The organism is uncultured Ruegeria sp., assembly GCF_947489545.1.
Classification (GTDB): Bacteria; Pseudomonadota; Alphaproteobacteria; order Rhodobacterales; family Rhodobacteraceae; genus Ruegeria.
Window position 1 is genome coordinate 112,779 of the sequence record NZ_CANLDZ010000015.1, and the last position, 23,653, is coordinate 136,431.

General features: G+C 53.3%; 13 protein-coding genes and 4 pseudogenes. 7 read left to right on the forward strand and 10 right to left on the reverse strand.

The window, feature by feature from the left end; translation table 11 throughout:
* Positions 1 to 73: 73 nt before the first annotated feature.
* From Q1B13_RS18765 to Q1B13_RS18775, 3 genes are all read right to left on the reverse strand, one after another.
* A complete protein-coding gene (locus tag Q1B13_RS18765) occupies positions 74 to 589 on the reverse strand; it encodes a DUF3015 family protein (RefSeq protein ID WP_299082851.1) in 516 nt (171 codons plus the stop codon).
* A gap of 488 nt (positions 590 to 1,077) precedes the next feature.
* Positions 1,078 to 1,878 (reverse strand): hypothetical protein, encoded by an 801-nt coding sequence (locus Q1B13_RS18770; protein WP_299082849.1) that lies wholly within the window; start codon positions 1,876 to 1,878, stop codon positions 1,078 to 1,080.
* Positions 1,879 to 2,110: 232 nt separating this feature from the next.
* A complete protein-coding gene (locus Q1B13_RS18775) occupies positions 2,111 to 3,001 on the reverse strand; it encodes a LysR family transcriptional regulator (protein WP_299082846.1) in 891 nt (296 codons plus the stop codon).
* 603 nt (positions 3,002 to 3,604) lie between these two features.
* On the opposite strand from Q1B13_RS18775, the pseudogene Q1B13_RS18780 reads away from it, so the two are divergent.
* The 4 genes and pseudogenes from Q1B13_RS18780 to Q1B13_RS18795 all read left to right on the forward strand — a co-directional run.
* A pseudogene (locus Q1B13_RS18780) lies at positions 3,605 to 4,329 on the forward strand (transposase); the annotation flags it as partial.
* Positions 4,330 to 4,781: 452 nt separating this feature from the next.
* The gene (locus tag Q1B13_RS18785; protein WP_298938243.1) at positions 4,782 to 5,651 is read left to right on the forward strand and encodes a LysR family transcriptional regulator; all 870 of its coding nucleotides are present in this window, start codon (positions 4,782 to 4,784) and stop codon (positions 5,649 to 5,651) included.
* A gap of 200 nt (positions 5,652 to 5,851) precedes the next feature.
* On the forward strand, positions 5,852 to 6,508 hold the full coding sequence (locus Q1B13_RS18790) for a hypothetical protein (protein WP_299082844.1): 657 nt from the start codon (positions 5,852 to 5,854) through the stop codon (positions 6,506 to 6,508).
* A 186-nt stretch (positions 6,509 to 6,694) separates the two neighbouring features.
* Complete coding sequence (locus Q1B13_RS18795; protein ID WP_299082841.1) at positions 6,695 to 7,102, forward strand: hypothetical protein; 408 nt, start codon at positions 6,695 to 6,697, stop codon at positions 7,100 to 7,102.
* Positions 7,103 to 7,120: 18 nt separating this feature from the next.
* Here the strand turns inward: Q1B13_RS18795 and Q1B13_RS27035 are convergent, their stop codons facing one another.
* The 5 genes and pseudogenes from Q1B13_RS27035 to Q1B13_RS18820 all read right to left on the reverse strand — a co-directional run bounded on the left by Q1B13_RS27035 (position 7,121) and on the right by Q1B13_RS18820 (position 18,446).
* Positions 7,121 to 7,810: an H-NS histone family protein gene (locus Q1B13_RS27035; RefSeq protein WP_366871111.1), complete on the reverse strand. Its 690-nt coding sequence runs from the start codon at positions 7,808 to 7,810 to the stop codon at positions 7,121 to 7,123.
* Positions 7,803 to 8,009, reverse strand: coding sequence for a hypothetical protein (locus Q1B13_RS18805; RefSeq protein ID WP_299082838.1), 207 nt, complete (start codon positions 8,007 to 8,009; stop codon positions 7,803 to 7,805). Before Q1B13_RS18805 ends, Q1B13_RS27035 begins: the two co-directional genes overlap by 8 nt.
* Positions 8,010 to 8,930: 921 nt before the next feature.
* Positions 8,931 to 10,676, reverse strand: a complete 1,746-nt coding sequence (locus Q1B13_RS18810; protein ID WP_299082836.1) for a calcium-binding protein — start codon at positions 10,674 to 10,676, stop codon at positions 8,931 to 8,933.
* A gap of 48 nt (positions 10,677 to 10,724) precedes the next feature.
* Positions 10,725 to 10,790, reverse strand: a pseudogene (locus Q1B13_RS18815) (hypothetical protein); the annotation flags it as partial.
* Between the two features lie 9 nt (positions 10,791 to 10,799).
* Positions 10,800 to 18,446, reverse strand: coding sequence for a DUF4214 domain-containing protein (locus Q1B13_RS18820; RefSeq protein WP_299800217.1), 7,647 nt, complete (start codon positions 18,444 to 18,446; stop codon positions 10,800 to 10,802).
* Between the two features lie 177 nt (positions 18,447 to 18,623).
* Between Q1B13_RS18820 and Q1B13_RS18825 the strand changes: the two genes are divergently transcribed.
* Positions 18,624 to 18,962, forward strand: coding sequence for a hypothetical protein (locus tag Q1B13_RS18825; protein WP_299800219.1), 339 nt, complete (start codon positions 18,624 to 18,626; stop codon positions 18,960 to 18,962).
* 610 nt (positions 18,963 to 19,572) lie between these two features.
* On the opposite strand, the pseudogene Q1B13_RS18830 reads toward Q1B13_RS18825, so the two are convergent.
* Positions 19,573 to 19,677: pseudogene (locus Q1B13_RS18830) on the reverse strand (IS110 family transposase); the annotation flags it as partial.
* Between the two features lie 10 nt (positions 19,678 to 19,687).
* Here Q1B13_RS18830 and Q1B13_RS18835 point away from each other — a divergent pair.
* A pseudogene (locus Q1B13_RS18835) lies at positions 19,688 to 19,840 on the forward strand (transposase); the annotation flags it as partial.
* Positions 19,841 to 20,169: 329 nt separating this feature from the next.
* Positions 20,170 to 20,382, forward strand: a complete 213-nt coding sequence (locus Q1B13_RS18840; RefSeq protein ID WP_299800221.1) for a hypothetical protein — start codon at positions 20,170 to 20,172, stop codon at positions 20,380 to 20,382.
* Positions 20,383 to 20,712: 330 nt separating this feature from the next.
* Here Q1B13_RS18840 and Q1B13_RS18845 read toward each other — a convergent pair.
* Positions 20,713 to 23,653: autotransporter domain-containing protein (locus tag Q1B13_RS18845; protein ID WP_299082825.1), on the reverse strand; the 2,941-nt coding region annotated here is incomplete at its 5' end.

A 23,653-nucleotide genomic window follows, 5' to 3' on the forward strand; every position in this document is an offset into this window, starting at 1 on the left:
AACTACTCCTCCAAACGTATAATCAGGCGGCCGCAGCCGCCTGATCTTGATCAATCATGGGGTTACTGCTTGATCAGAAGGTTTCGCAACTACCTGAATAGTTTACTCGCACAACGTCACGCAAACTAAGGAAGTATGCTTCCGCTTTTGCGCTGTCGTCTTTAGCTGCGTATTCAGCATCCGTTAACCGTGCAGCGAATCTGTCACGAACATCAGCGAGAAGCGCTGGTTGAATGGCTGGATCACAGTTGATCCCGTCCATCAGTGTTTGCAAGTATTCACCTTCGCCGACAACTGTTTCGCGTGAAATGTGATCATACCCGCGCGCTACAAAGGCTGCGACTTGAACCGTCGAACCTTGGCACTCTTCGGGACTAGACAGGGCGGAACTCACCGCTGTTGTTCCCAAGTCCCAAATAATATTCGAGATTGCAGATGCAGCGCCATTATCAGGGAAAACCATGGCGCCGATACCACACTCTTGCCACGGATTGACATTTGCATCGCCCATACCTTGTGCATTCGCTAGCGAAGTATAAGGAGCGAAGGCTACGATGGCACACATTATCATTGCATTTAGTTTATTCAAAGTACTCTCCGTTCGTAGGTGTTATTGCTATTTCGTCTTCATTTTAGTCGGGCGTGCATGTATCCCCCTAGTTTTTGGGTTATTGATTTGGCGTTACTCAAAAAGGGTTCCTGCGCGAATCTGTGTTTGGAAATCCTGACGTTGCGTGACGCGACTAGATAAAAACTCCTATCCACACCGCGCCACGCTGTATCCGAGGTGGTTCGTTAGATTTCAGCGATATTGAGTTCGAAAGCCAATACCGATGTGCTATTGCTGAATAGCCAATAGCTATCGTGAGTGTAGCCATATTAACTTCTACCCTGCCGAGGAATGCTGATGTTCAAGTTTCAAGCTGCTTGAGTAGCGACATTCCAGGCGTAAAGAAGGGGCATAGAAGCAATTGTTAGAAAATTGCTGCATCTTGTCACGATCGCTCTCCTGAGCATAGCAAATGGACATTTGTTATGCACTCGTGGAACAAGGCATCAACTGGCGTAATTGAACATCTAGGCTCGATCACGACAATACTGCCAAATAAGATTGTTTACACAGACGTCTTTTAGCGCTCTCACAACGCTTGAATCTGCGGCAGGAACACGCAAACAGCCATCGGCAATAGACGGTCTGTGAACTAAATAAAAATTATCTATCGAGAAGGAACGCGAGATAAGCATAACTGGCACGCTGGAAGCAGCATTACGAAATGAAACAAGCTGCTCAACAACAGTATCGAAACCCGTCACACCGCCGAATGCGTCAAAATCTATGCAAAGCAGTCCCCAACGCTCCGGAGCATCAAGAATGATCAGCATCGCGTCTTTGAGGCTTTGGCTGTCACTGATTTTAAAGCCCGCCTCAGTGAATGAGTTTCTGATGTCGCACGCCTCCTTTGTTCCGCCCGCGACAAACATGACCTGAGATCCCTGGTACAATCCAAGAGTGGTATTACCCTGACCTCTATGAACAAGCCATTCCAATTCACCCAGAAAATGTTGATCCAATTCGTCCAGTTCACCACTCACACCGCCTTCTGACAGAAACTCCGGAGTCTCCTTACGATCTGAATCTGCTCTAAGGGTGATCAACTTATGGAAAGCCAAGGGCAGAAGGAGCGAAACTACAGCACCACCAATAACGTAGCAGACCATTGCTGCAATAATCCCGTACCCCGCAGAAAACGCTAAGCAAGCCCCAGCAACACCAGTAAGGACGCCAGCCAGAATTGTCGGCAGCAAAGGCAAATCCCGCTCTTGCTTAGAGAATGAGGCAGACAGGGGATCCTCTTCCCACTTTCTAACGTAGGCCATTTTTACCACACACCTTCATTAGCTTCGCGCACAAACACATCACTTTAATTGAAGATTTTTCCTCCATGACGCCGCATGCCTCATCTAGAATTCGATATTGCAAATATCCCACGACATCGCGCGGAAGCGCCAATTCCCAGTTTCTATTTAACGATAGATTTTGACTATGGTTTGAGGGTGTGAACCCAGACAGAACCTTCAATTGCGCTCCACGAGCAATTGCTAAAAGACATCACACGATGCACTCATCTGCTGAAATGTGTCTCGACAGTTCTTGAGTGAAACCCCGAATTTCGGGGCGTACAGGTTGGTGGGCATACCGAAGCGCAACCACGTGACGTTCGAAATCAGCATCCTCAATGGTCAGTGAGACAAATTCCTTGCTCCTTGGAACTGCCGTCTCGGGTAAGATCACAAACCCCCTCCCCAACCGCACCAGCTCCAAAAGCCAATCAACACGGTTGGAACGATGGGTGAAGTTCATTGTATTTCCGCGATCTGCGCAAAAGCTAAACAAGACTTCTCGCATGTCGCAGTCAACTCTGGCCAGCGCCTCGTTACCCGCTAACACATCCAAGTTCACGGTTTTCCTTTGACTAATCGGGTGTGTGCTGGAAACGACAACTCGGTAGGTTTCACTGTATAGTGGCTCTGCCTGATAAAGTTCAGATGCAGCATCGGCATTTGTAATGGCGATATCAAAACGGCCTTCCCGAAGGCCGTTCAGCAGCGCATTTTGTTTGTCGATAATGATCTCGAAATTAATCTCCGGTGCGCGAGCCTGATACCGCGCTATCGCGTTTGCTATCTTGAATTGCCCGATGCCTTCACTAACTCCGACACTGATGGGAATACCTTCGAGACGCACGTAACGTTTGGCATCTACCATCGCTTTTTGAGTCTGCTGCAACACCTCTTTTAAGTAAGGGAGAACGACGGCGCCTAGCGGAGTCAAGCTACATCCGGCACGATCGCGCAGAAACAATCTACCACCCAACCTATCCTCCAGCTTCCTGATGGCTGTTGTAAGCGAAGGTTGAGAAACATTCATAGCCCGCGCTGCGTGAGTGAAGTTTCGATATTCAACAACTGCCAAAAAATATCGAATTTGATTCATTTCCATGAATTGTATGCGCTCTCTCTTTGGCGATGCCAGTGAATCATTCGCACAAGAGATAGCTACATTAACGATAGTTATTGGCTATATTATGATAGCACACCAGTATTGGCTTTCGAGCTCGATATGGTCGATGTTTTGTCGAGACCCCCTCGGGCAGTGGCGTGACGCGGCGACGTGAGTGGGCTCTGATTCTAGCCGCGTCATGCAACTCCGAGATTTCTAATCCCAGGTCCCCACTGGGAATTCTGCTGGAGTGACGCCAAGCCAATGAGCCAAGAATTAAAGGCTAGACTCTAGCTCGGGCGACAATCTTTAAGGATGGAAATAAAAACTAAGAAGAAGTGAATTCGAATGATCGTAATTCTTGCTATCATCGGAACCAATCAAGAAGTGACAAAAATGGCTCCGGTTGTAGACACTCTCAAACACCACGGATGAGATTGAAAGTATTACCTGCTCGTCGGCGCAGCCTCCACATTAGCTTGTCTGACTTCAGCGCAATGGGATGATTTAGAACAATTTGATAAGAGAGGATTTCTGGCTCATCGTAACCGCTAAGGAGTGCAGATGAGAGAAATCCAGAACACGTAAGAGCCACGGTCAGAAAGTCGTCAAGGACATTCGACGGAAGAGAAGATCAAGATCGTACTGGACGGCCTAAAGGGTGAAGACAGCATTGCCGAGCTGTGTCGCGGAGAAGGTATCGTCCAAAGTCTGAATCTCAGCTGTTCCAAGGAGTTCCTTGAAGCAAGCAAGAAGCGCCTGCGGGTGACGCGGCACGTGCTGCGACTTTCACCTACCTGAAGGTCATTGGCTGGGGCTAGTTCGATCTCAGCACGATCCTGGACGACTGCAGCCGCTACAACATTGTTTGAAAACTCTGCACAACGATGAAGGCAACAGATGTGACGGATACGCTGGATTTGATACTGCAAGCTTCGGGTTGTGATCAGGCACAGTCCGCGGTTGCCAAGTGATAACTACTCCAGTTACGTCTCAGGTGAACTGGCAGAATGGTTGGAAGATCAACAGATGGGTCATATGCGGGGCGCGCCTTATCATCCGCAAACCCAAGGTAAGGTCGAACGCTGGCACCAGACCCTCAAAAACTACATCCTGTTAGGAAACTACTATCTACCAGGTGATTTTCAGCTGCAGATCAATGTCTTCGTCGAGCACTACAACCAACAACGCTACCATGAGAGCCTTCAGAACCTTACGCCCGCTGACGTTTACTTCGGGTGTGGACAAGCCATTCTGAAACAACAGGAAAGGATCAAAGAAAGACAATCGAAACGCGACGCTTGCTTCATCACAAGTCAGCCGCATAATCCAACCAATCAGATGAGCCAGTTCCTCTCTTAGCTCTCAGGCCCATAAACGCAGAACTACTGCTTCGTTCTGTACACAGTCCGCCGGGCCAAGAATGCCAAGGGTTGTGACCCCAGATTTTCAACCGCCATCAGTTCAATCTAGCTTGCTTCACTGACCATTGCGATGCCCCATTGAGCATTTGCCAGCTACGGTACGGTGGCGACTGCCAAAACCCCGAGAGTTTTCTTTGACGTGGTAACCATGTCGATCTCCTTGGGTTAAATCTCCTGAGCTTGACAATCAATTTGATTGCGCGCCGAGATCCCACGTTCGATTGTCTATGTGTCCATTCTTCATACATCGGTGGTCGAATTCGAACACTATGTGATACTCGTGTAATAGCTGTTGACCGTTCAGCTTGTAGTTGTATCATTAGTGGTAGTACGTACCAACAGCGGTCAGTCACTTCATGGAAATGAATCAAATTCGTTACTTTCTGGCTGTATGCGAACACGGTAATTTCACCCATGCGTCGCAAGCTATGAATGTGTCTCAACCTTCACTTACGACAGCAATCAAAAAACTGGAAAATGAACTTGGTGGACCGCTTCTCTTGCGGGATCGAGCGGGATGCCGTCTGACCCCACTCGGAGCAATTGTACACCCAAGGTTGCAGGAGGCGTTGCAGCAAACACATCAGGCGCAGGTTGAAGCAGCGCGCCATGTGCGTTTGAAGCGCGTACCAATTGGTATTGGTGTTGGTGAAACGATCGGGCAGTCTAAAATATCGGAGGCGATTGAACGTTATCGGAATCGCAACCCGAAGGCGGACATCGAACTGATTGTTGATAGCCATACGGCGTTGCTCGAGGGGCTTCGGGAGGGTCGCTTCGATATCGCAGTGACGGTTGCGCAAGCTTCTGAAGAGATTTTTCAGATTGATACACTTTACGAAGAACGTTACTGCGCCGTCGTTTCAACCGAACATCCTCTTAGCCAACATGAAACAGTAGCTCTGAATATGTTAGCCGGTAATGATATGCTGGATCGACTCAATTGTGAAATGCGTGAATTCATGCGCACCACCAGCGCGGAGCGCGGTTGTAAGCTTTATGCCGCTTATCGTTCAAACCGTGTCGATTGGCTGCTTGAACTCGCAAGGAACGGAACGGGGTTTTTGGTTCTACCAGAAACCGCCATCCCGAACGAGGAAGGGCTTGTCAAACTTTCAATTGAAGATGTCCAAATTCATCGCCAAGTGGCTGCACTACGCTGCCGCTTTCAACCTTCACGTCCCGAAGCGCATGACCTAGTTCGAGAGTTGATGAAGGTCTCATGAAGCGAGACGTTTGAGGGATCAAACGAACGAATGCCGCCAAAACTTCTTTTAAAACCCACGACTTATACTCAGAACTTCGGTAACGGGGCCACCCCGGTCAAGTATGGACGTGCCCTGGCACGGGATTTGCCCTAAACATCCCACCCATCAACTAACTTCCATCATACACTAGGCATTTAATGTCCCAGAAGAACGAATAAATGTCCCAAGAATCTTACGGCTTGCTATTATTGTCTTTTGATCAGGAGTTTGTGAGCCCGTATATATGGATCAAAGCCGGTAATGAGAGGTGTAACATGGCACATACAGGCAAACGAGGCCGCCCCAAAGGCAGCAGAACAAACGACTATAGACAACAGCTGCAAGCAGTGGCGGATGTCTTAGTTAGGAATCCAGGCTCTTCAAACAGGAAGGCTTTTTTGAAGGCCATAGAGCTTCACGGACGGGTTGGGCACTCTGATAACGCCAATCTTAAAGCACTGCAACGCAGATGGAAGGTGAGCGCCGAACGCGAGAAACACCTGGAAGAAGCCCGTGAGAGACAGATTGAGAGGCGCCGTTTGCCGCAGATACATGTCCCTGGCGACGGATCGGATGGATTTTTGGCGGCAGCTCGGTTGGGTGAGTTGGCCGACGCATTCCGCAATCCATTGAAAGATGCGATGGCAGGGTTTGCTCACTTCGAAGCACTTCAGGAGATCCAGCGGGTATCTCAGATACATAGTCAGATGGAGCGCGTCGTTGACCAATTTAGCAGCCTACGCGGCGAAAACAGTCCGCTCGCAAACACGCTCAGAATACTAGAACGCGAGCAAGCGATGATCAGGAGCATGGGTTTAAGTGGGATAAGGTATTGATATTTGCGATTAGGACGAGATGGAAGCTCACAAGATCTTGAAACTGATCCCCCCCAAAAAAAGAAACCCGTTACCTGACGGTAACGGGTTCATTTTCTCGCGACTAAGAGGGAAGACGCTGTAACGCCCGCGAACCTCAGAGCCATTTGGTCTATAGATAGTGTGTAGGCCAATAAGTGTCAATATATGGTAACAAGACGCCCGATGCCCTACACCTTCACGCCCGCCCAAATCAATGATCTTGAAGCGGTGTTGTCCCCACCCAGGTTCGGAACCTATTTACACGAAACTGGCGGTGATCGACATCGAGCAATGGAACTCTATTGCTGGAACACTGACGTGTCAGCCGCCTTCTACGTCATGCTTCAGTATTGCGAGCTGGCGATCCGGAACGGCGCTGTTGAGGCAATAGAATCGGAGTTTGGACCAAATTGGCATTGGAACCTTGGCTTTCGCCATTCCCTGCCGAAACACAAAGGCAAGAAGAACTATCAGCCGGCAGAAGACCTGAAGACCTGCACCAACAAACATCCAACGGCAGGTAAGGTCGTGGCAGATCTGAAATTTGTTTTTTGGCACGGGAGGAAGGTCTGATCAGCGGTTATCGCGTCGTCAGCGCTCCAGATCTGCAGCCTTAGCACCTTCCTCTATTAGCTGAGTAAACCACTTCGGCTGCGCTCCCCTACCCGACCAGGTCTGACTGGGATCATTGGGGTTTCTGTACTTTGCGCCTTGCGGCTTTTCAGCGCCGATTTCGTCCAGACTGAATCCCATCTTTGCCGCCGCTTCCTGTGCTGCGCGCAACGCCTCCTCTCTCTCTCTTTGTTCTACGGCATGAACCGCTTTTTCAACAGAAACTCTAAGCTTTTGAAGATCCGCTCGGCTTACCGTTCTGACGTCAACTGCAGTCTCTTCCTCAACGACAGGTTTCACGCCGTAACCCAGTTCTTCCAGACCCGCGAGAAGTTCCTCTTCGGAAATGTCATCGGCATCTTTTTTCTTCGGCTCTTGCTGTGATGGCTCAGCCTCGACTGGAGCCCTCATCTTCTCCAGTACACTTGTCAGGCGTTTCGTGGTCTCTGCCACGTCATTCATAGTTTCTGTCAAGCGCTGTAGTTCTGCTTCATTCGAAGTCACATCTGTTGGCGTGCCTTCCTCGGCGCTGTCGTTGACATCTTCTGGCACCTGTTGGCCCTCAAGGAACTTGGCCCGCCAGCCAAAGAACACAAAGGCGATCGGCGGAATCGCCATCACGGCCGCCATAATGGCAGCTACCGTCGTGAGGTTGTTCCACTCAAACATCTCGCAGTCCTAGAAACAGAATGACGCCCAGTACCATTATACCTAGTCCGAACGCAGAGGTCCAAAAGCGTATGACAACGGTCGGGTCGTTCAATGGTTCAATGTACCCGGCTGCAAAAATGCCAAACCCTATGATCGAGTACATGTTGATCGCGTACTTCAGACGCTCATTGTAAATCTTGTCTGATAATGTGGCCATGATAATCGCTAATGTTTGAACTCACCCATCCTAGCACCCCCTAATTAGGTGGCAAGGCTTTCAAATGGCCACCAATAACCGCCTTCGCTGCAAGGAAACGACTGTCTCAGGGCATTTCGCACAAATACAAAGGCAGGTCAGCGCTCATCCGGGTTACCGGCCAGATAAGACCTGACGGCGTCGGTTGTCCGCCTGTGGTTTGGTTTGTTCCAATGGGCCAAGGAAACGGCCCATTGGCTGTGACATCAACACCCGTACCCCTGACGCTCGGGGGAAACAAGCGCAGCAGACCGCCCCAGCGGGCCGCTCAGCCAATCATGATAATGCCAGGGTCCGGGGGGGGTGAGCGGGCGTGCCCATGCGCCCTGCCCTGTCAAAAACACTCAATGTGAGCCGCGCGCCTCGCGCGGATCTCCACTGACCTACTGCAAAAGCCGAAGCGTAGCTGAGGGGATGGTCGTTACCCTTTGGGCCGAAACATGATGGAGTGGACGCCTCCTCCCCAAACGGCATCGCAATGTGCCAAGGTAGCGGTGTCAAAACGACTACAAGAGGAGACGTCCACTCCATCATGTTTCGGCGTTATGCGGAACAATAGTGGAACGCAGTTCAGCTTGACGGCAACCCGATCTCTAGTCAATTTGCCCATTCGTTTGGAGGGTATTGTATTGGAACGAGAATTTCTGACCGTCTGGAGCCTGTCTTACGCTGATATTGAGTTTTTACACAGCTATCGGCACGCAATGCGGATTGGTGTGGCGCGGTTCGTGAAGCCGCGGCCCGAAAATCGCCAAAACCGCTCTTTACGACGCGACACCTCACGAAACGCGCCAAACTGATCCGTCGTTCCACAAATCCTAAGGCCGAAAACGCAAATACTCCTGTGGGACCTCACGTACCCTTATGCCGATAGACCCAGCATCATACAAACAAGAAGTCATCCGCAGTGAGGTAATTCACGTCTACATTGAGAAGGGTGATGGTCCCCTGGCCAGCGATCTCCACTTCCGCATCACCGTTTTGATCGGTGATGGAAAGACCGTTAAAGTCCACCCCAGCAATGTCGATGCTGATGAGATCCGTTCCATCCTCAAAATCCGTGATGGTGTCGTTGCCAAAGCCACTGTTGAACTGGAACTCATCCGCACCCAGACCACCAGTGAGTTGGTCATCGCCGGTGCCGCCGTTTAGTCTGTCATGACCCATGTCACCGAATAGAACATTCGCTCCGGCATTCCCGATCAATGTGTCATCGTGATCACTGCCGTCCACGTTTTCGATACTGACATATGTGTCGCCCTCGGCATGACCGCCAGAGCCCAGGCCAGTTGCCAAATTGACGGTGACTGCCGCCGAAGAGTCCAGGTAGTCGACCTTGTCAGCGCCTGTGCCACCATCCTGCAAATCTGCACCATCCCATCCCAGAAACCAGTCATCACCCTCTTCGCCGTAAAGCTGGTCATCGCCACTCCCTCCACGCAGATCATCGTTACCTTCACCGCCACGCAGGATATCATCACCACTTGCACCAAACAGATCATTGGCTTCACTATCGCCAATCAACGTATCGTCATAGGTACTGCCGTTGACGTTCTCGATACTGACGAACGTATCACCTTCGGCCGTACCTCCAGAACCAACGCCCGTTGCCAAGTTCACCGTCACACCGGAGGTCGACGAGAGGTAGTCAACCTCATCGACGCCGGACCCGCCATCAAGCAGCTCCGCACCAACCCACCCAAAGAGAACGTCATCGCCCTCTTCGCCGTAAAGCTCATCCTCGCCAGTCCCGGCGCGAAGCTCATCTGCACCAGCACCGCCGCGCAGAATGTCGTCGCCCTCTCCTCCAAACAGGTAATTGTCCTGTGCATCACCCGTAAGGTGGTCGTTATGCGCGCTGCCGGTCAGCTCCTCAACGCCAGTCAAAGTGTCACCAGCCGCATCACCGCCACTGGCTGAACCGGTTGCAAGATTGATTGTGACCGACGCTCCGGAACCAGTGTAAAAGGCTCGGTCAATCCCGGCACCGCCAATCAGGGTGTCGGCACCAGCACCACCCTCCAGGTTATCGTTGCCGTCGCCGCCGTCGAGCAGATCATCACCTGTCCAACCATGGAGCCAATCATTTCCGGCATCGCCGTAGTGCTGATCATTCCCGGCACCGCCGCGCACTTCATCGTCGCCACCACCGCCGCGAAGGATATCATCACCGCCCGCACCAAACAGGTTGTTGGCTTCAGTGTTCCCGATCAGCTTGTCATCATGGGCGCTGCCATCAACGTCTTCGATGCTGGTGAAGGTATCACCTTCTGCATGGCCACCCGACCCTTTGCCAGTCGCAAGATTGATTGTGACCGCAGATGAGGATTGAGAATAGTCAATCTCGTCGACGCCAGCGCCACCATCATGCAAATCTGCTCCGGTCCAGCCATGGAACCAGTCATCGCCATCCTCACCATAAAGCAAGTCGTCCCCAAGACCGCCGCGCAGTTTGTCGGCGCCATCTCCACCTCGCAACGTATCATTGCCGAGATCACCAAACAGATCATTGGCTTCACTATCGCCAATCAACGTATCGTCATAGGTACTGCCGTTGACGTTCTCGATACTGACGAACGTATCACCTTCGGCCGCACCTCCAGAACCAACGCCCGTTGCCAAGTTCACCGTCACACCGGAGGTCGACGAGAGGTAGTCAACCTCATCGACGCCGGACCCGCCATCAAGCAGCTCCGCACCAGCCCACCCAAAGAGAACGTCATCGCCCTCTCCTCCAAACAGGTAATTGTCCTATGCATCACCCGTAAGGTGGTCGTTATGTGCACTGCCGGTCAGCTCCTCAACGCCAGTCAAAGTGTCACCAGCCGCATCACCGCCACTGGCTGCGCCGGTTGCAAGATTGATTGTGACCGACGCTCCGGAACCAGTGTAAAAGGCTCGGTCAATCCCGGCACCGCCAATCAGGGTGTCGGCACCAGCACCACCCTCCAGGTTATCGTTGCCGTCGCCGCCGTCGAGCAGATCATCACCTGTCCAACCGTGGAGCCAATCATTTCCGGCATCGCCGTAGTGCTGATCATTCCCGGCACCGCCGCGCACTTCATCGTCGCCACCACCGCCGCGAAGGATGTCATGCCCATTATTGCCAAACAGGTAGTTATCCTGCTCATCTCCGGTCAGATGATCATTGTGCCAGCTGCCGGTCAACTCTTCGATGCCGGTCAGTGTATCTCCAGCGGCTTCGCCACCACTGGCAGTTCCAGCATCCAGGTTAATGAAGACAGCTGCGCCAGAGTTGTAGTAAAACGCTCTGTCAGTGCCTGCACCACCAATCAGTGTGTCCGCACCAGTACCACCTTCCAACTCATCGTTGCCATCACCGCCATCAAGTATGTCATCACCCGTCCAGCCAAGGAGCCAGTCATCACCCGCTTCGCCATAGTGCGCATCATTGCCGGTCCCGCCGCGCAGCTCATCTGCACCTGCGCCGCCGTTCAGGATGTCATTGCCGCTGCTGCCAAAAACATAATCATCGCCGGTTCCGCCGAAGTGACTGTCATTGCCAGCGCCGCCGTACAGGCTGTCGTCTCCGAAACCGCCATACAAGAAATCATCGCCGTACCAACCAACAACGTTATCTGCACCGGCATCCCCATAGAGGTAGTCACCCCCATTGCCACCGGTAACAGAGTCATTGCCAGCGCCCCCCGAGATCAGAATCCCATAGGTATGACCCGCTCCTGAGATCGTATCCGCTCCGGTCCCGCCAAAAGCAGCCTCAACACTGTGATTCACCATCACCAGGTTGATCGCAGTTGAGTCGAGCACTTTGACAGTGTCAAAACCCGCCCCACCCTGTACATTGCCCGAAGTCAGGTCAGCAGCATCGATGAACAGGTAATCGTTTCCGGCATTGCCATTGAGTGTGTCGGCTCCAGCGCCACCGTAGAGGAAATCCGCAGCACTTCCGCCGGACAGGATATCGTTTCCAGCGCCACCTGAGAGTTCGAGACTGCGGGACGACGCAGACCCGTCAATAGTGTTGTTCCGATCGTCGCCGGTCACACCATCAATGGCCTGTTGCCCAACCGTATAGTTCTGTGGATCACTTGCATCAATCTCCACGATTGAAGCGCTCGACTGGGGCAGCGATCCGGTTGCTGCATATTCTGTACTGCGCACAATCACCAAGGCAAACTCGCCACGCGACAGCTGATCAGTTGCCAGATACCCGCTCCAAAGCGTGACATCCGCTGCGGATGGCTCCGTTCCAAATGCGTTGCGCAGCACATGTGTTGCAAAATCTGCATCACTCATACCCGCTAGATCAACAGCCACATCCGGATCAACATCCGCTGTCTCGCTCGCAAGCCGCGTTGCAAGTGTCAGAATATCCTCGGTTCCGTTGTGAGCCCGCTCAACCAGCAGATCCAATGCGATCCCCGACAGCTTTGTGTCGTAGAACACACCAACCAGTTTCTCTGCCAGTGAAGAGATATAGGCTTTATCGGTGGTTCTCTCGGCTTGCGCCGGATTCAGGAACACATCAAAGTTGTTCGACGACATATGCCCATTTCCAACAACGATATGTTCTAATCCTTCCGACAGTTCAGCCGCAAGCTCAGCACGGTTGAGTGATCCTCCCGAGAGCCCTGTCAGCGCCTCTTCAAGTTCATCCAGGCTCGGGCCTCGACCCAGGGTGTTCAGGTATGTCTGATTGACAAAGGATGCGTCACTCTTATCCGCATAGCGCATCGTATATTCGTCAGATTGCAGAAGGTCACCTGCCAGGCCTTCAATGTCCAGCTCACCGTTCCGAACACGAGCCACAAGCGCTTCCGCTTCCGAGCGATCCATGTCCCGATCCAGCAGCGTGTCATAAAGCCGCTCACCTTCAGCAATGACCCGCGCCTTCATATCTGCGGTCAATCGCGCTTCATATTGTGTTGTTGTCCCGTCCTTTGTCTGGCTCAACACCCAGGTTACGAAACCCGCACCATCCACTTGATGCGAACTTGTGAAGGATTGTTTCTCGCCGCTATAGCTGGTCTCGTAAGTGCCGTTGCCAATCGGAGATCCGGTTACGCTGAACTTGGTATCATCGGTATTGATCGTTGTGATCAAACCATCGGCAGAGACCGTTGTTGTTCTGGTATTGGTGAGATCCCCTTCTGTATCATAGGTTTTTTCGACGCGGCTATAGCGCCCGTCAGCCCCTGTCGTGGTGGTAACGTCCAGATCCTTCAAGCCATCGCCGTCATAATCCCGAGTTTCGGTGACGGTGCGGCCATCAGCGCTTGTGTCGCGCACCAATGTAGATTTGGTGCTACCATCCACATAGCTCGCGGTAACATTCAGTGTTTGCCGCCCGTCATTGTGCAATGTTGTCGCGGATTGCCGCGTAACATCCGTATCCCCATCCCCATCGATATCTGTGGTCACGGTTTGCGATAGCCCATTGGCAGAGGTTGTGACGGTTTCCGAGAAGTTCAGCCGTGCGCCATGCATCTCTGTGAACTGCGTGATCCGATTTCCCGCCCCATCAAAGCTGACATCGGTCTCACGTTCAAATTCCACCAATCCATCGCCGTCCAGATCAAACGCGTAGCTTGCCTCAGCCCCATTGGCGTTTTCTGAACCCCTGATGACATGAGACGCAGACCCATCCGTATTCAAGTCCCGCCAGGTGGACACGCTGGTACGATCCACATCAATAGTGGTCGCGCTGTTCCGATCCGCGTTTCCGTCGCCATCCGTATCAACCGAGCGAGACCGCGTCCAACCATCCGCACTTTCAGAAACTGTCGCGGCCTGCACCAATGCTCCACTTGCGTCGAATTGCTGCGTGGTCTGAGACCAGGCTCCATTGGCTTCGACGGTACGCGAGATGGTCTGATCGGTGGTTCCGTCCTCGTCTATATCCGTTTGCGTCGACGTGATCAGGCCATTGCCCGAGGTCGTAGACACAACGCTTGAGAGAAGCGTGCCATCCCCGTCGGTTGTTGTTGTGGTTCCAACAACAACCCCATCGGCTTGATAGGTGGTGGCGTCAGTTGTAACAAATTCGAAAGTGTCATCCCCGTCAAAATCAGCGCTCCAGACGCTGCTGAGCCCATCATCGCTTTGCGTAGATGTGGTCTTGGCAAACTGGGTTCCGATACCGTCTGTGTAGGAAGCCGAATTTGTCCGGCCGCCATCCGCGCCAAGGGTCGTGATAGATGTGGTAACAAGCTCATCCATACCATCCGCGTTCCGATCGGTACGAGACGTGGTGGTCAGACCATCACTGCTGACAGCGGTCGCGCTCACTAATAACAGGTTGCCCGAATCGTCGTAGAAATTGTCCTCACGGGTTTGCCGTCCATCATCCGAAATCGACGTTGTGACAACCTGATCAGCCTGACCATTCCCATCAACATCCACAGTTCGAGTAGTGTTTCGCTTGTCTGCGCTTACAGTCGAAGTCTCCGTACTGAGCGTTGAACTATCAGCAGCGCTGCGGGTGACAGTGGTGGTCTCAACCCCGGCCGAACTCAGGTCGTAAACCTGAGTCGTCGTGAGATCATCATCCCCGTCAGTGTCCCGGTCTTCCCGTGTCGTGGTGGTCCAGCCATCGCGCGAAGTCTCGGTAATCGTGCGGCGATAGACGGAGCCGTCTTCCGCCTTTTCCTCAACAGTCCGCATTGTCGAGCCATCCGCACTTAGAACGGTTGTGCTGTCCATGCTGCGCTCATAGGCTCCATCGCCATCCGCATCATAGCGCGTGGTGTTCTCAAGCCCGGTGTCACTGGTCTCGGTAGTGATCCGGCTTTGCAGCGATCCATCGCTGTTCAGCTCGGTCTGCGTGACCGTGACATGGCCATCATCGCCGACAACACGATGAACACGCATATCTACCTGGCCGTCACCGTTGATATCTGTCGTCTCAAAGACATCCCGGCCGTCATCGCTGGTGGTGGTCACCCCCTGCGATCTCAACTCATCGCTGGCCCCGGTGACATCCCTGACCTCCGCCGTGACAGTGGTGCTGCCATCATCGTTCAGGGTGGTCACGCGTGTGGTGACAATATCCGCTGAGAAGTCTCCGTCATTGTCTGCGCGGGTCTCAACCGTCAGCCCGTCATCGCTGACCAGCGTTTCCGAGCGTGACAGCAGGCTGTCATCGCTGGCCTGTACATCCTCAGTTGTTGTTCTCAACCCATCCGCGTTCAGCACAGTTGTCGCGGTCACGCTGCGCTCGGAGACACCGTCGCCATCCGTGTCCTCACTTGTGGTGGTCACCAACCCGTCATCGCTGACAGTTGTCACCATCTGGCTGCGCAGGCTATCATCGCCATTGTGTATCGTGCTCGTGGTTGTGTGACCCCCATCCGCATTCAGAGTAGTGGCCTGAACAGATGTCGTGTCAGTGTCCCCATCACCATCGAGATCGACGGCTGTTGTGACGGTTAGCCCGTTCGCGCTCACATCTGTCTGCCGGGTCGAGAGCGTCGCCCCATCCGCGCTGAACCTGGTCTCCAGCTTGGTCATGCTGCCATCGGCGTGCTTCTCTGAGCGCAGGGTTGTATCCGTCGCCCCATCCCCATTGGCATCGCTGGTGGTAATCGTCAGGCGACGATCCGCGCTTTGAGAGACAGTTGTCTCTCCGAGCAATGTGGTTTCATCACCCGCATGACGGGTTGTGGTCTGCAGCGTGCTGCCATCCCCATTCGAGACCTGCGTCAAGACCGACTTGCCATCCTTGCTGCTGTCACCGTTGACGTCGGAGGTGGTGGTCACGATCAAACCATCCGCACTGGTGGTCACCACCTGCTCGCCTTTGAGCGCACCATCCTGCGCCCGCTCCGTGATTGTGCGTGTCGAGCTGCCATCTGTATTCTCAACCGTCACATCCGAGGTTGAAAGATCTGTATCGCCGTCGCCATCCGCATCAACATCAGTGGTCACCACAAGCCCATCTTCGCTGGAGACCGAGACGGATTGCGCGCTGAACGAGCCATCCGCGTTGCGGGTCCAGCTGGTGGTGGTCCGCTCACCACTTGTATTGTCAACCGTGACACTCCGGCTCAGATCGGTGGCCTGGAAGATACCGTCCTGATTGTGGTCAACCCAGGTCTCAGAACTGACCTGATCGCTGCCCAGTGTGACCTTTGTTTTGGCGCGCACCGACGCATCTGTGTTGGTTAGCGTTGTTTCCGTCTCGCGGCTGCCATCCGCGTGGATCACCGTGGCCTCAATGGTTGTCAGGTCAACATCGCCATCACCATCCTGATCCATAGCCGAGGATTTGGTCAGCGCATCGTCAGATTGGGAATGCGTACTTGCGCTGCGGACACTGCCGTCGCCATTCTTCACTGTCAGGGTTGAATTGGTTGACCCATCCGCATTGACTGTAATGCTCAGCTCTTCCTGTGTATCAATCGCTCCATCGCCATCCAGATCACGCGCAATACTCTTAGTCCGGCCATCTACGGATACAGATTCTGTGACCGAACTCCGCAGTGAGCCATCCTGGTTGAAGTGCTCGATCGTCTCTGACCGGCTGCCATCTCCGTTGATCACGATGCTATGCGTGATGGTCAGGTCCACCAACCCGTCGCCATCCTCGTCAATCGCATCCGTACGTGTCAGCCCGTCGGCCGACACCGTCTCGGTCGAACTGCGGATCACACCGCCGTTGGGATCACGATCCGTGGTTACGATGGTCATGCTGTCATCCACATGGGTGGTGCGCACTTCAACCTGGTCGTACCAGCCGCCGCCAGTAGAATCCCGCTCGATGGTCACCGTATGGCCATCAGCACTGGTGGTGGTCCTGGTCTCGCTGACCAGAATGCCGGTCGTAAAATCGGAACCCACCTTGTTGGTGACCGTCTCGCTTTTGCTGCCATCGGAGTTGGTCACCGTCTCGATGGTTTGCATGCGGTCCACGACCCCATCGCCATTTTTGTCATAGCTGTTGGTGATCGAAGCCCCGTCTGCTGTGGTCACTGAGGTGATCACAAAAGAAATGGCGCCATCTGCGCCATACCCTGTCTGGATATGCATGCGCACCCCGTGAGCGTCGATATCCTCGCTTTCCTCAATGCGATAGCTTGCAGTGTCTGAGACCAGCAGCGTGTCCGCCACCGTACCCGTGCTGCCATCGGACCAGGTGAACGTTGTCGTGCCGGTGATGACCGAGCCATCGGGCAGTTCGATATTGGTCGCATCCGCCGTCAGATCAATCGAGGTGATCCCCAGCTCATCCAGCGTCTTCGCCACCAAAGAGCCGTCGGGTTGTGTCACCAGAACCTTGAAGTCACTCCAGGCGTCGTCATTGGCGTCAAACACCCCGTCGCTATTGGTGTCAAACACCGACCGCAGGGCCTCAATATCGCTTGTCGCTGTTGGATCCCATTCGGTGAACACATACTCCCGTGTCTCCGAGATCGTTCCATCCCCGTCCGCGTCATAGAACAGCACACCATTGCCGGCCGCTGCCCAGGCCGTCAGGTTCTGCAAACCATCGCCAGAGCTGTCCACAAACACCGTCGAGTTCGACAACTCCGTCAGCTCAATGCCTGAACCGTCCAGGTCGAGGATGATCGGGCGGTCCTCGCCAGACATACCCGTTCCGGAGTTATGCCCGCTCCGGCCCGAATTGCCTCCGCTACTACCGCTTGAAGAACCACCGCCACCATTGTCATTGTCGCGATCTTCGCGCGCCCTTGGCCTTGGTGAGCTTATGGGGGCTAGATCAGACCCACCGCTATTGCCGTCAGGCTTAGATGGCAAACCAGAATCCGGTGTGGTGTCCGGCTGTTTGCCCTCACCTGGCTTACTAAACCCACCATCCAGGCCAAACGTCCCATCAAATCCTAGCCAGTCGCCCAGACCCCTAACATGGCCACCAATGCCCACACTTGCGTAACCGTCGGTATCGACGGTGCCGTAGTTGTCGAGAAAATCGTCGCTATAGTTGCTCTTGGCGTTTGTGCGACCGACCACGGTGCCGTTGCTCCAGAAATCTACCGAGCCGTCGTCGCGGTGGGTCGCTCCAGTTTCAGTGGCTTCCAAAATACCACCTAAAAACTCAATTGCTGCCCTGGGATCTGTGGGCAATTGATCTAGTATTCCGGGCCGCAAGTTCAGACTGATGGCAAACTGTTCATTCCCAAAACTCAGTGAATTGAGACGCTGGACTGATCCAATGTCACCAGAAAAAGGTAGGGACACAGCTTCATCGTCAGTAACACTATAAACGCCATGCCATTGCTTGTGCCCTCTTCCAAAGATCACATGCTCATCCAAGACCAAACCCTGGTCGTTGATGCCAAATGTGGCGTCATAGCTTAGTCCAATACCACCAAACTGAGCACCAAGCCCGAGCCCCAAATTGGGATCTTCAACAAAATGACCGGAGAAATCAGTGGTCTTAGTATTTTGATCCCGCACTACGTCCACACGTGAACCATAGCCAAATACCGTACCGGAAACAGAATATGTTACCTGCCCTGTATTCTCATCTTCGTATCGAGAAAGAGAAAACGATGCTGGTCCAATCTTAGCGTTTCCCAATTCACCATTCGAAATATTGAATGCGTCTACGTGTCCTTGGATAGTCTCCACATCATGCGAAAGCCCAAAATAACCATCGAAGGGCCCAACATATTCATCTTCGGTCGCTCCAAGTATTTGTTGCCCGCCCGTATACCCAAAACCAGTTTCTGGTCCGCTAGAATTTTTCTTTCCACCAGCCATTATCTTCTCCTAAAAAGACTAGCCAATCGAACGATTGAAAATTTCAAAATAAAAATACCCAGCAAGAAAGCCGAAACGATGTTCAATGAAATGAAAAACCAAGTGACGCCAGATATTTCTACACCGGCATCAAGAACATTCCCAAACAGCGGAATAAAGACGCCCGAAGAGATAAACACAAAAAGACAAATCAGCACTGTTTTCATTTGAGATATCTTTGTATTTTTTGACATGACACTCTCAATATTTAGTGGGGTAGTTCAGTGCTAGGAAGCAATAAATTGAACCGGGTTATAATAAGGAGCCCATAGTTTCCCCCAATAGCTTTCATTTCCAACTTCCTAAAAAACCGATCTATCTTCGAAAGGTTTTGCCCCGAAGCCACATGAAACAACACAACATTGGCTTCATTGGCTTTTGCTCAAGTTTCTTCGGACTTTGACATCTGCGGAAGCGATCTAAAGTATTCCCCCAGCATAATGGGTTTGTTGTATCGTAAAGATACGGTTTCTATCGCTTCCTCGTTTTGGTCGAGCGCTCATGGTCCAAAGTTCTTGAGTCATTGACTTGGCGTTACTCCAATATGGTTCCTGACGCAGACCTGAGATTAGAAATTCCGGCGATGCGTAACACGACTAGACGCACCCCCCCACCGCGCCACTCTGCGACCGAGGGTATAATAGGAAACTATCAGCCGTATTGAGACAGCAATCCAATACCGATGCACTATTATAGCATAGCCAACAACTATCACAGCGGAATGTATCTGGGCGCGGACCACCGCACTTGGATTTCAAGCGGCTACTATAACATAACGGCAGACCGCTTCACAGATTGCTTCAGCATCAACGGCATCGTTCTTGCCACGCTTCAAATAGGGTTTGGCATAGCCAGCGGGCATGAGCTTCACGTCGTGCCCCATTTGTGCAGCTGGCGACGTAAAACAGTTCCGGACCGGGCGCCATCTGGCGGCCTGGCTCGGACTGACCCCACTCAACAAATCCAGTGGTGGAAAGGAACGTCTGGGCAAGATCACGAAGCAGGGCGATCGCTACATTCGCAAGCTGTTGCTGGTCGGTATGACATCGCGCGCTGTGATGGCTAAACGTTCGCCAGAGAAGGGCGATCTGTGGACGGCGAAGATCATCGCGGACAAACCATTCCGATTGGCGACAACACTCAGATCCTCATGGTCATTCGATGATGAATGAAGATCTTCTTCAGTTCTTCTTTCAGCCCAAAAAGAAAGGCGCATTCTGTTACTCCTGATAAGGGATACTTTCCAACAGAAACTACGCTCCTTTTAATGGGACAGCCTTGCGCTCGGTCAATCATTCTCAATACGGCACCTAAGTGGGTTTGGGATCGCACCAGACCTTCTTTGCGACAAGCCCGAATTGGTAAGAATAAACCCTAAGTGCCCGAAGCATGCGTAATTGTGCTGACCGTGATCAGAGGTGGGGCTCCCGATATGATCACAGGAGATCTGTGTACATGGGGGATTTCGAATGGAGTATTTGCGGGCTTGGATGTTTCGCTGTGGTCCTGCGCGATCTGTGTTGTCGACGGCAAGGGCGCGGTTCTGCATGAGCGAGAGCTGCCTTGTCAGATTGAGGAGATCGCGGGGTAGGGATCGAGGTCGGCAAGTGGATGTATCTCTATCGAGCAGTAGATAAAGCAGGATCACCGCTTTGCAAAGCGGCGGGTTCGCCACATGTGTGGGTTTAGCTGGCCAAGTCTCGAGTTTGGATTAATCGCGAAGCTCAGCTCTTCCAGCCGATGGGTTCAATATCTTTGACACGCTTTACCTTCCTGCAGGATTTCGCCTTCGTAGGGCCTATGGCCCTATGGACTGCGTCGGTCTTGTCCTGTGGCGGTCGCGCATGGGTTCCAAGCAACAAAAGCAGTCGAACGCCTCACCATAGCTCAAACCGGTGAAGCGCTCTCCCGTCAACATGACTTAGAACCTGAACGAGGCATTCAGGTTGAGGCCCTGGTTTTGAGCGAGGTCGCCGAATTCACTGTAGTAGCCCACATCCAAGAGGACGCCCTCCACCTCATGTCTCAGGCCGAGCGCGACCAGGAATGTGTTCTCTTCAACGGGAGCACCGGTCACGGTAAAGACATCGCTGCTTCCGTCAAAGCTCATGGTCTTTCCCGGATCCAGATCACCAAGCGCGCGGCGCCAGCCAAGGCTCCCGCTCAGCAAGGCTGCGTTATTGCCGAAGCCCGCGAACTCCCGCTCAAACCGGGTACCCAGTGAGAAGACACCCACAGCCTGTGAAGAGGTGCTGGCGGAGAGCGCAGCTGCGCCCCCGTCCTCAACAAAATCGTTCGTGCGCTGGTTGATGAGAGCCAACCCGGTGAAGGGCTCAATCCGGGCGATCCGGGTTGTGTGGGTGTAGCCAACCTCACCAAAGGCCTGGAACGCGGTGGCCGCATAATCTGCGCTCAGCGCATCAGAAAAGCTGCCGATGGTTACATCCCGCTCAGTGGTGATGCTGTGCCAGGCATTGCTTGCCCCGAACCGAAAGCCAAAGTTGTTCAGCTGATAACCGGCATAGGCGCCCAGAACAAAGCTGTCGGCATCTCCCGAAGAGTCCCGGTCATCAACGGTCATGCTGCTGTTGCCATAGCCGCCAAACAGACCGACCCGCCAGCCACTGTGGGTCTTTGTGTCGAGACCAGCAAAAAAGCCAGCAGTCAGGCTGTCCAGTGCAGCCGTATCGTCGGTTTCACTGATAGAGCTCCAGTTGCCGTAGCCCTCAAACCAGGCCATGGGGGTTCCGGTATTCAAGTCTGCGTCAGCTCCGTTGACAGCAACCGCCTGTGGGTTGCCCGCAGCAACACTGTCGAAGGCGCTGCGGAGACGGGTGTTGACGGCATTGCGACCAATACTGTTGTTCTGTATCAGCAAGCCATCGATCGAAGCGTGGGCTTCCCCGGAAAGATCATCAAAGGCACGCCGCGCATCCTCTTCGCTGAGCCCGAGGATTGCGCTGAAGATATCATTGTCCGCACCCAGGCTGTTGACACCGATCGCTACGTTTCTCTGGTTCTCCGTGTCGGTAATGTCATGAAATCCCCTTTCGTTACGCTCAAGGATGAGGATGACCTCGTTGGCCTCATAATCCAGGTTGGAATCCAAAAACGCGAAGGTATCGGTGACATTCTCAAAGGTACCAACGACACCGCCGCTGGCGGTCAGGATGATATACCGTGTGGAGGGCGCATAGGTGATGCCGGTATCCGTGCCATTCTCTGCTGATACGTGGACTGTCGCTCCGCTAACCCTCGCCTCACCAGTAACAGCCAGACGGTCGGCATCACCATCTCTGTTCACCTCAACCGCGTAGGTTGAGCCTGAGGTGAGAGTGATGTCCCCGTCTACATTCAATGTGCCGATGGAATTGCCTGGTGCAAGCGTTGATCCCCTGTTCACGGTCACCGCGCCAACCGTACCGTCACCACCAAGTACACCACCATCCAGCGTAACCGCGCCATCAACGCGACCATTTACCAGCAGTGCACCTTCGGACACCGTTGTGCCCCCGGTATGGTCGCTGTCACCGGTCAGGGTCAGCGTACCTGAACCGGCCTTTCTGAGGGAACCCGCGCCCGAGATGTTGGAAGAGACGGTTAGGGTTGTGTGCGCGGCTGTATCCAGATTTCCGCCACCATTTGACAGGGTTACGTTTGAGGCCAGCGCCATATCTTCGGTGGTTGCCAGCGTACCACCATCGAAGGTCGCATCGCCCGTGCCGAGGGCATTTGCCGAGGCAATAGCCAAAGTGCCGCCCACAATCGTGGTACCGCCGGTATAGCTGTTCTCGTGGGTTAGTATTGTTGTGCCGTTCTCGACCAGAACAGAGCCCGCGCCACTAATCGCAGTCCCAAACTCATAGTCGGTATTGGTGTGATTGAAGACGAGCTGGCTGGTGGCGCCTCCCAGAGGGACTGGTTTGTAGAAGTCGACAAATCCAGCCGCAACAGCCTCCTCCCCCGAAGCCGCACCAATGTTGAACGTTAGATGACCATCAGGGTGGGCGCCGTATGGGTCAGCATTCGCTTCCTCTGGAGAGATATAGTCTTGGACCCACTTCGTGCCATCCCAACGGACCTGATAATAATCCCCCGCTGCCTCATCGATCCTGAACACTCCGCCATTCGAGACCGTAATGGTTGATGTCTGGACATCGGCGTAACTGCTGAGGAAGCTCAAACGGCCGTTTGACTGCGGAGTTACCTCCAAGAGGGAGCCCTCACCATCGATTTCAAGTTCGGTTTCATGAGCGCAGTCAGCGTCCGGGGATCGGGAACCATCACCTCTGACGCAGTAAATATCCAGTCCGAAAATAAGAGGGGACCCAATACCTTGCCCAACGATCCTAACAACTCCACCGTCGGCAATACTAAGCTTTCCGTGGTGTTGTGGTCTGGAATAGACCGCGATAGATTGGGTCTCAACGATCGCTCCCGCGCCAGTTACGGAGAACTCGCCACCACGCACTGTTATGCCATTGGATGTCACAAACCGCTGCCCATCAGAAACCCTAAAACTGCCATTACCAGCATGCTCACTGCCGACCCAGAGCCCAGCAAAACCGGTATCCAGTGTGCTGCCGTCAGGGCTCAACGGTGCTCTGTTCCCATTATCAACGACTCCAATAAAGTTATCGAAAGTATCGAAACTGGGAGAGCTGGGATTTTCGTGAAGGACCCGAAACACCCCCCAGCCATCAAGCCACCCCACATCCGCCTGGGCGGGAGACGACCCCAGTCCGGGTGTCAGAATGGTGCAGGTCACCGCAAGCGCAGCGATGAAGCGATGAAGCGATGAAGCGATGAAGCGATGAAGCGATGAAGCGATGAAGCGATGAAGCGATGAAGCGATGAAGCGA

Excerpts from the sequence above, each read along its gene's own strand:
- Q1B13_RS18770 (WP_299082849.1), bottom strand. The coding sequence starts at position 1,878 with ATGGCCTACGTTAGAAAGTGGGAAGAGGATCCCCTGTCTGCCTCATTC.
- Q1B13_RS18775 (WP_299082846.1), bottom strand. The coding sequence starts at position 3,001 with ATGGAAATGAATCAAATTCGATATTTTTTGGCAGTTGTTGAATATCGA.
- Q1B13_RS18785 (WP_298938243.1), top strand. The coding sequence starts at position 4,782 with ATGGAAATGAATCAAATTCGTTACTTTCTGGCTGTATGCGAACACGGT.
- Q1B13_RS18790 (WP_299082844.1), top strand. The coding sequence starts at position 5,852 with ATGTCCCAAGAATCTTACGGCTTGCTATTATTGTCTTTTGATCAGGAG.
- Q1B13_RS18795 (WP_299082841.1), top strand. The coding sequence starts at position 6,695 with ATGGTAACAAGACGCCCGATGCCCTACACCTTCACGCCCGCCCAAATC.
- Q1B13_RS27035 (WP_366871111.1), bottom strand. The coding sequence starts at position 7,810 with ATGTTTGAGTGGAACAACCTCACGACGGTAGCTGCCATTATGGCGGCC.
- Q1B13_RS18805 (WP_299082838.1), bottom strand. The coding sequence starts at position 8,009 with ATGGCCACATTATCAGACAAGATTTACAATGAGCGTCTGAAGTACGCG.
- Q1B13_RS18825 (WP_299800219.1), top strand. The coding sequence starts at position 18,624 with ATGCGAAAGCCCAAAATAACCATCGAAGGGCCCAACATATTCATCTTC.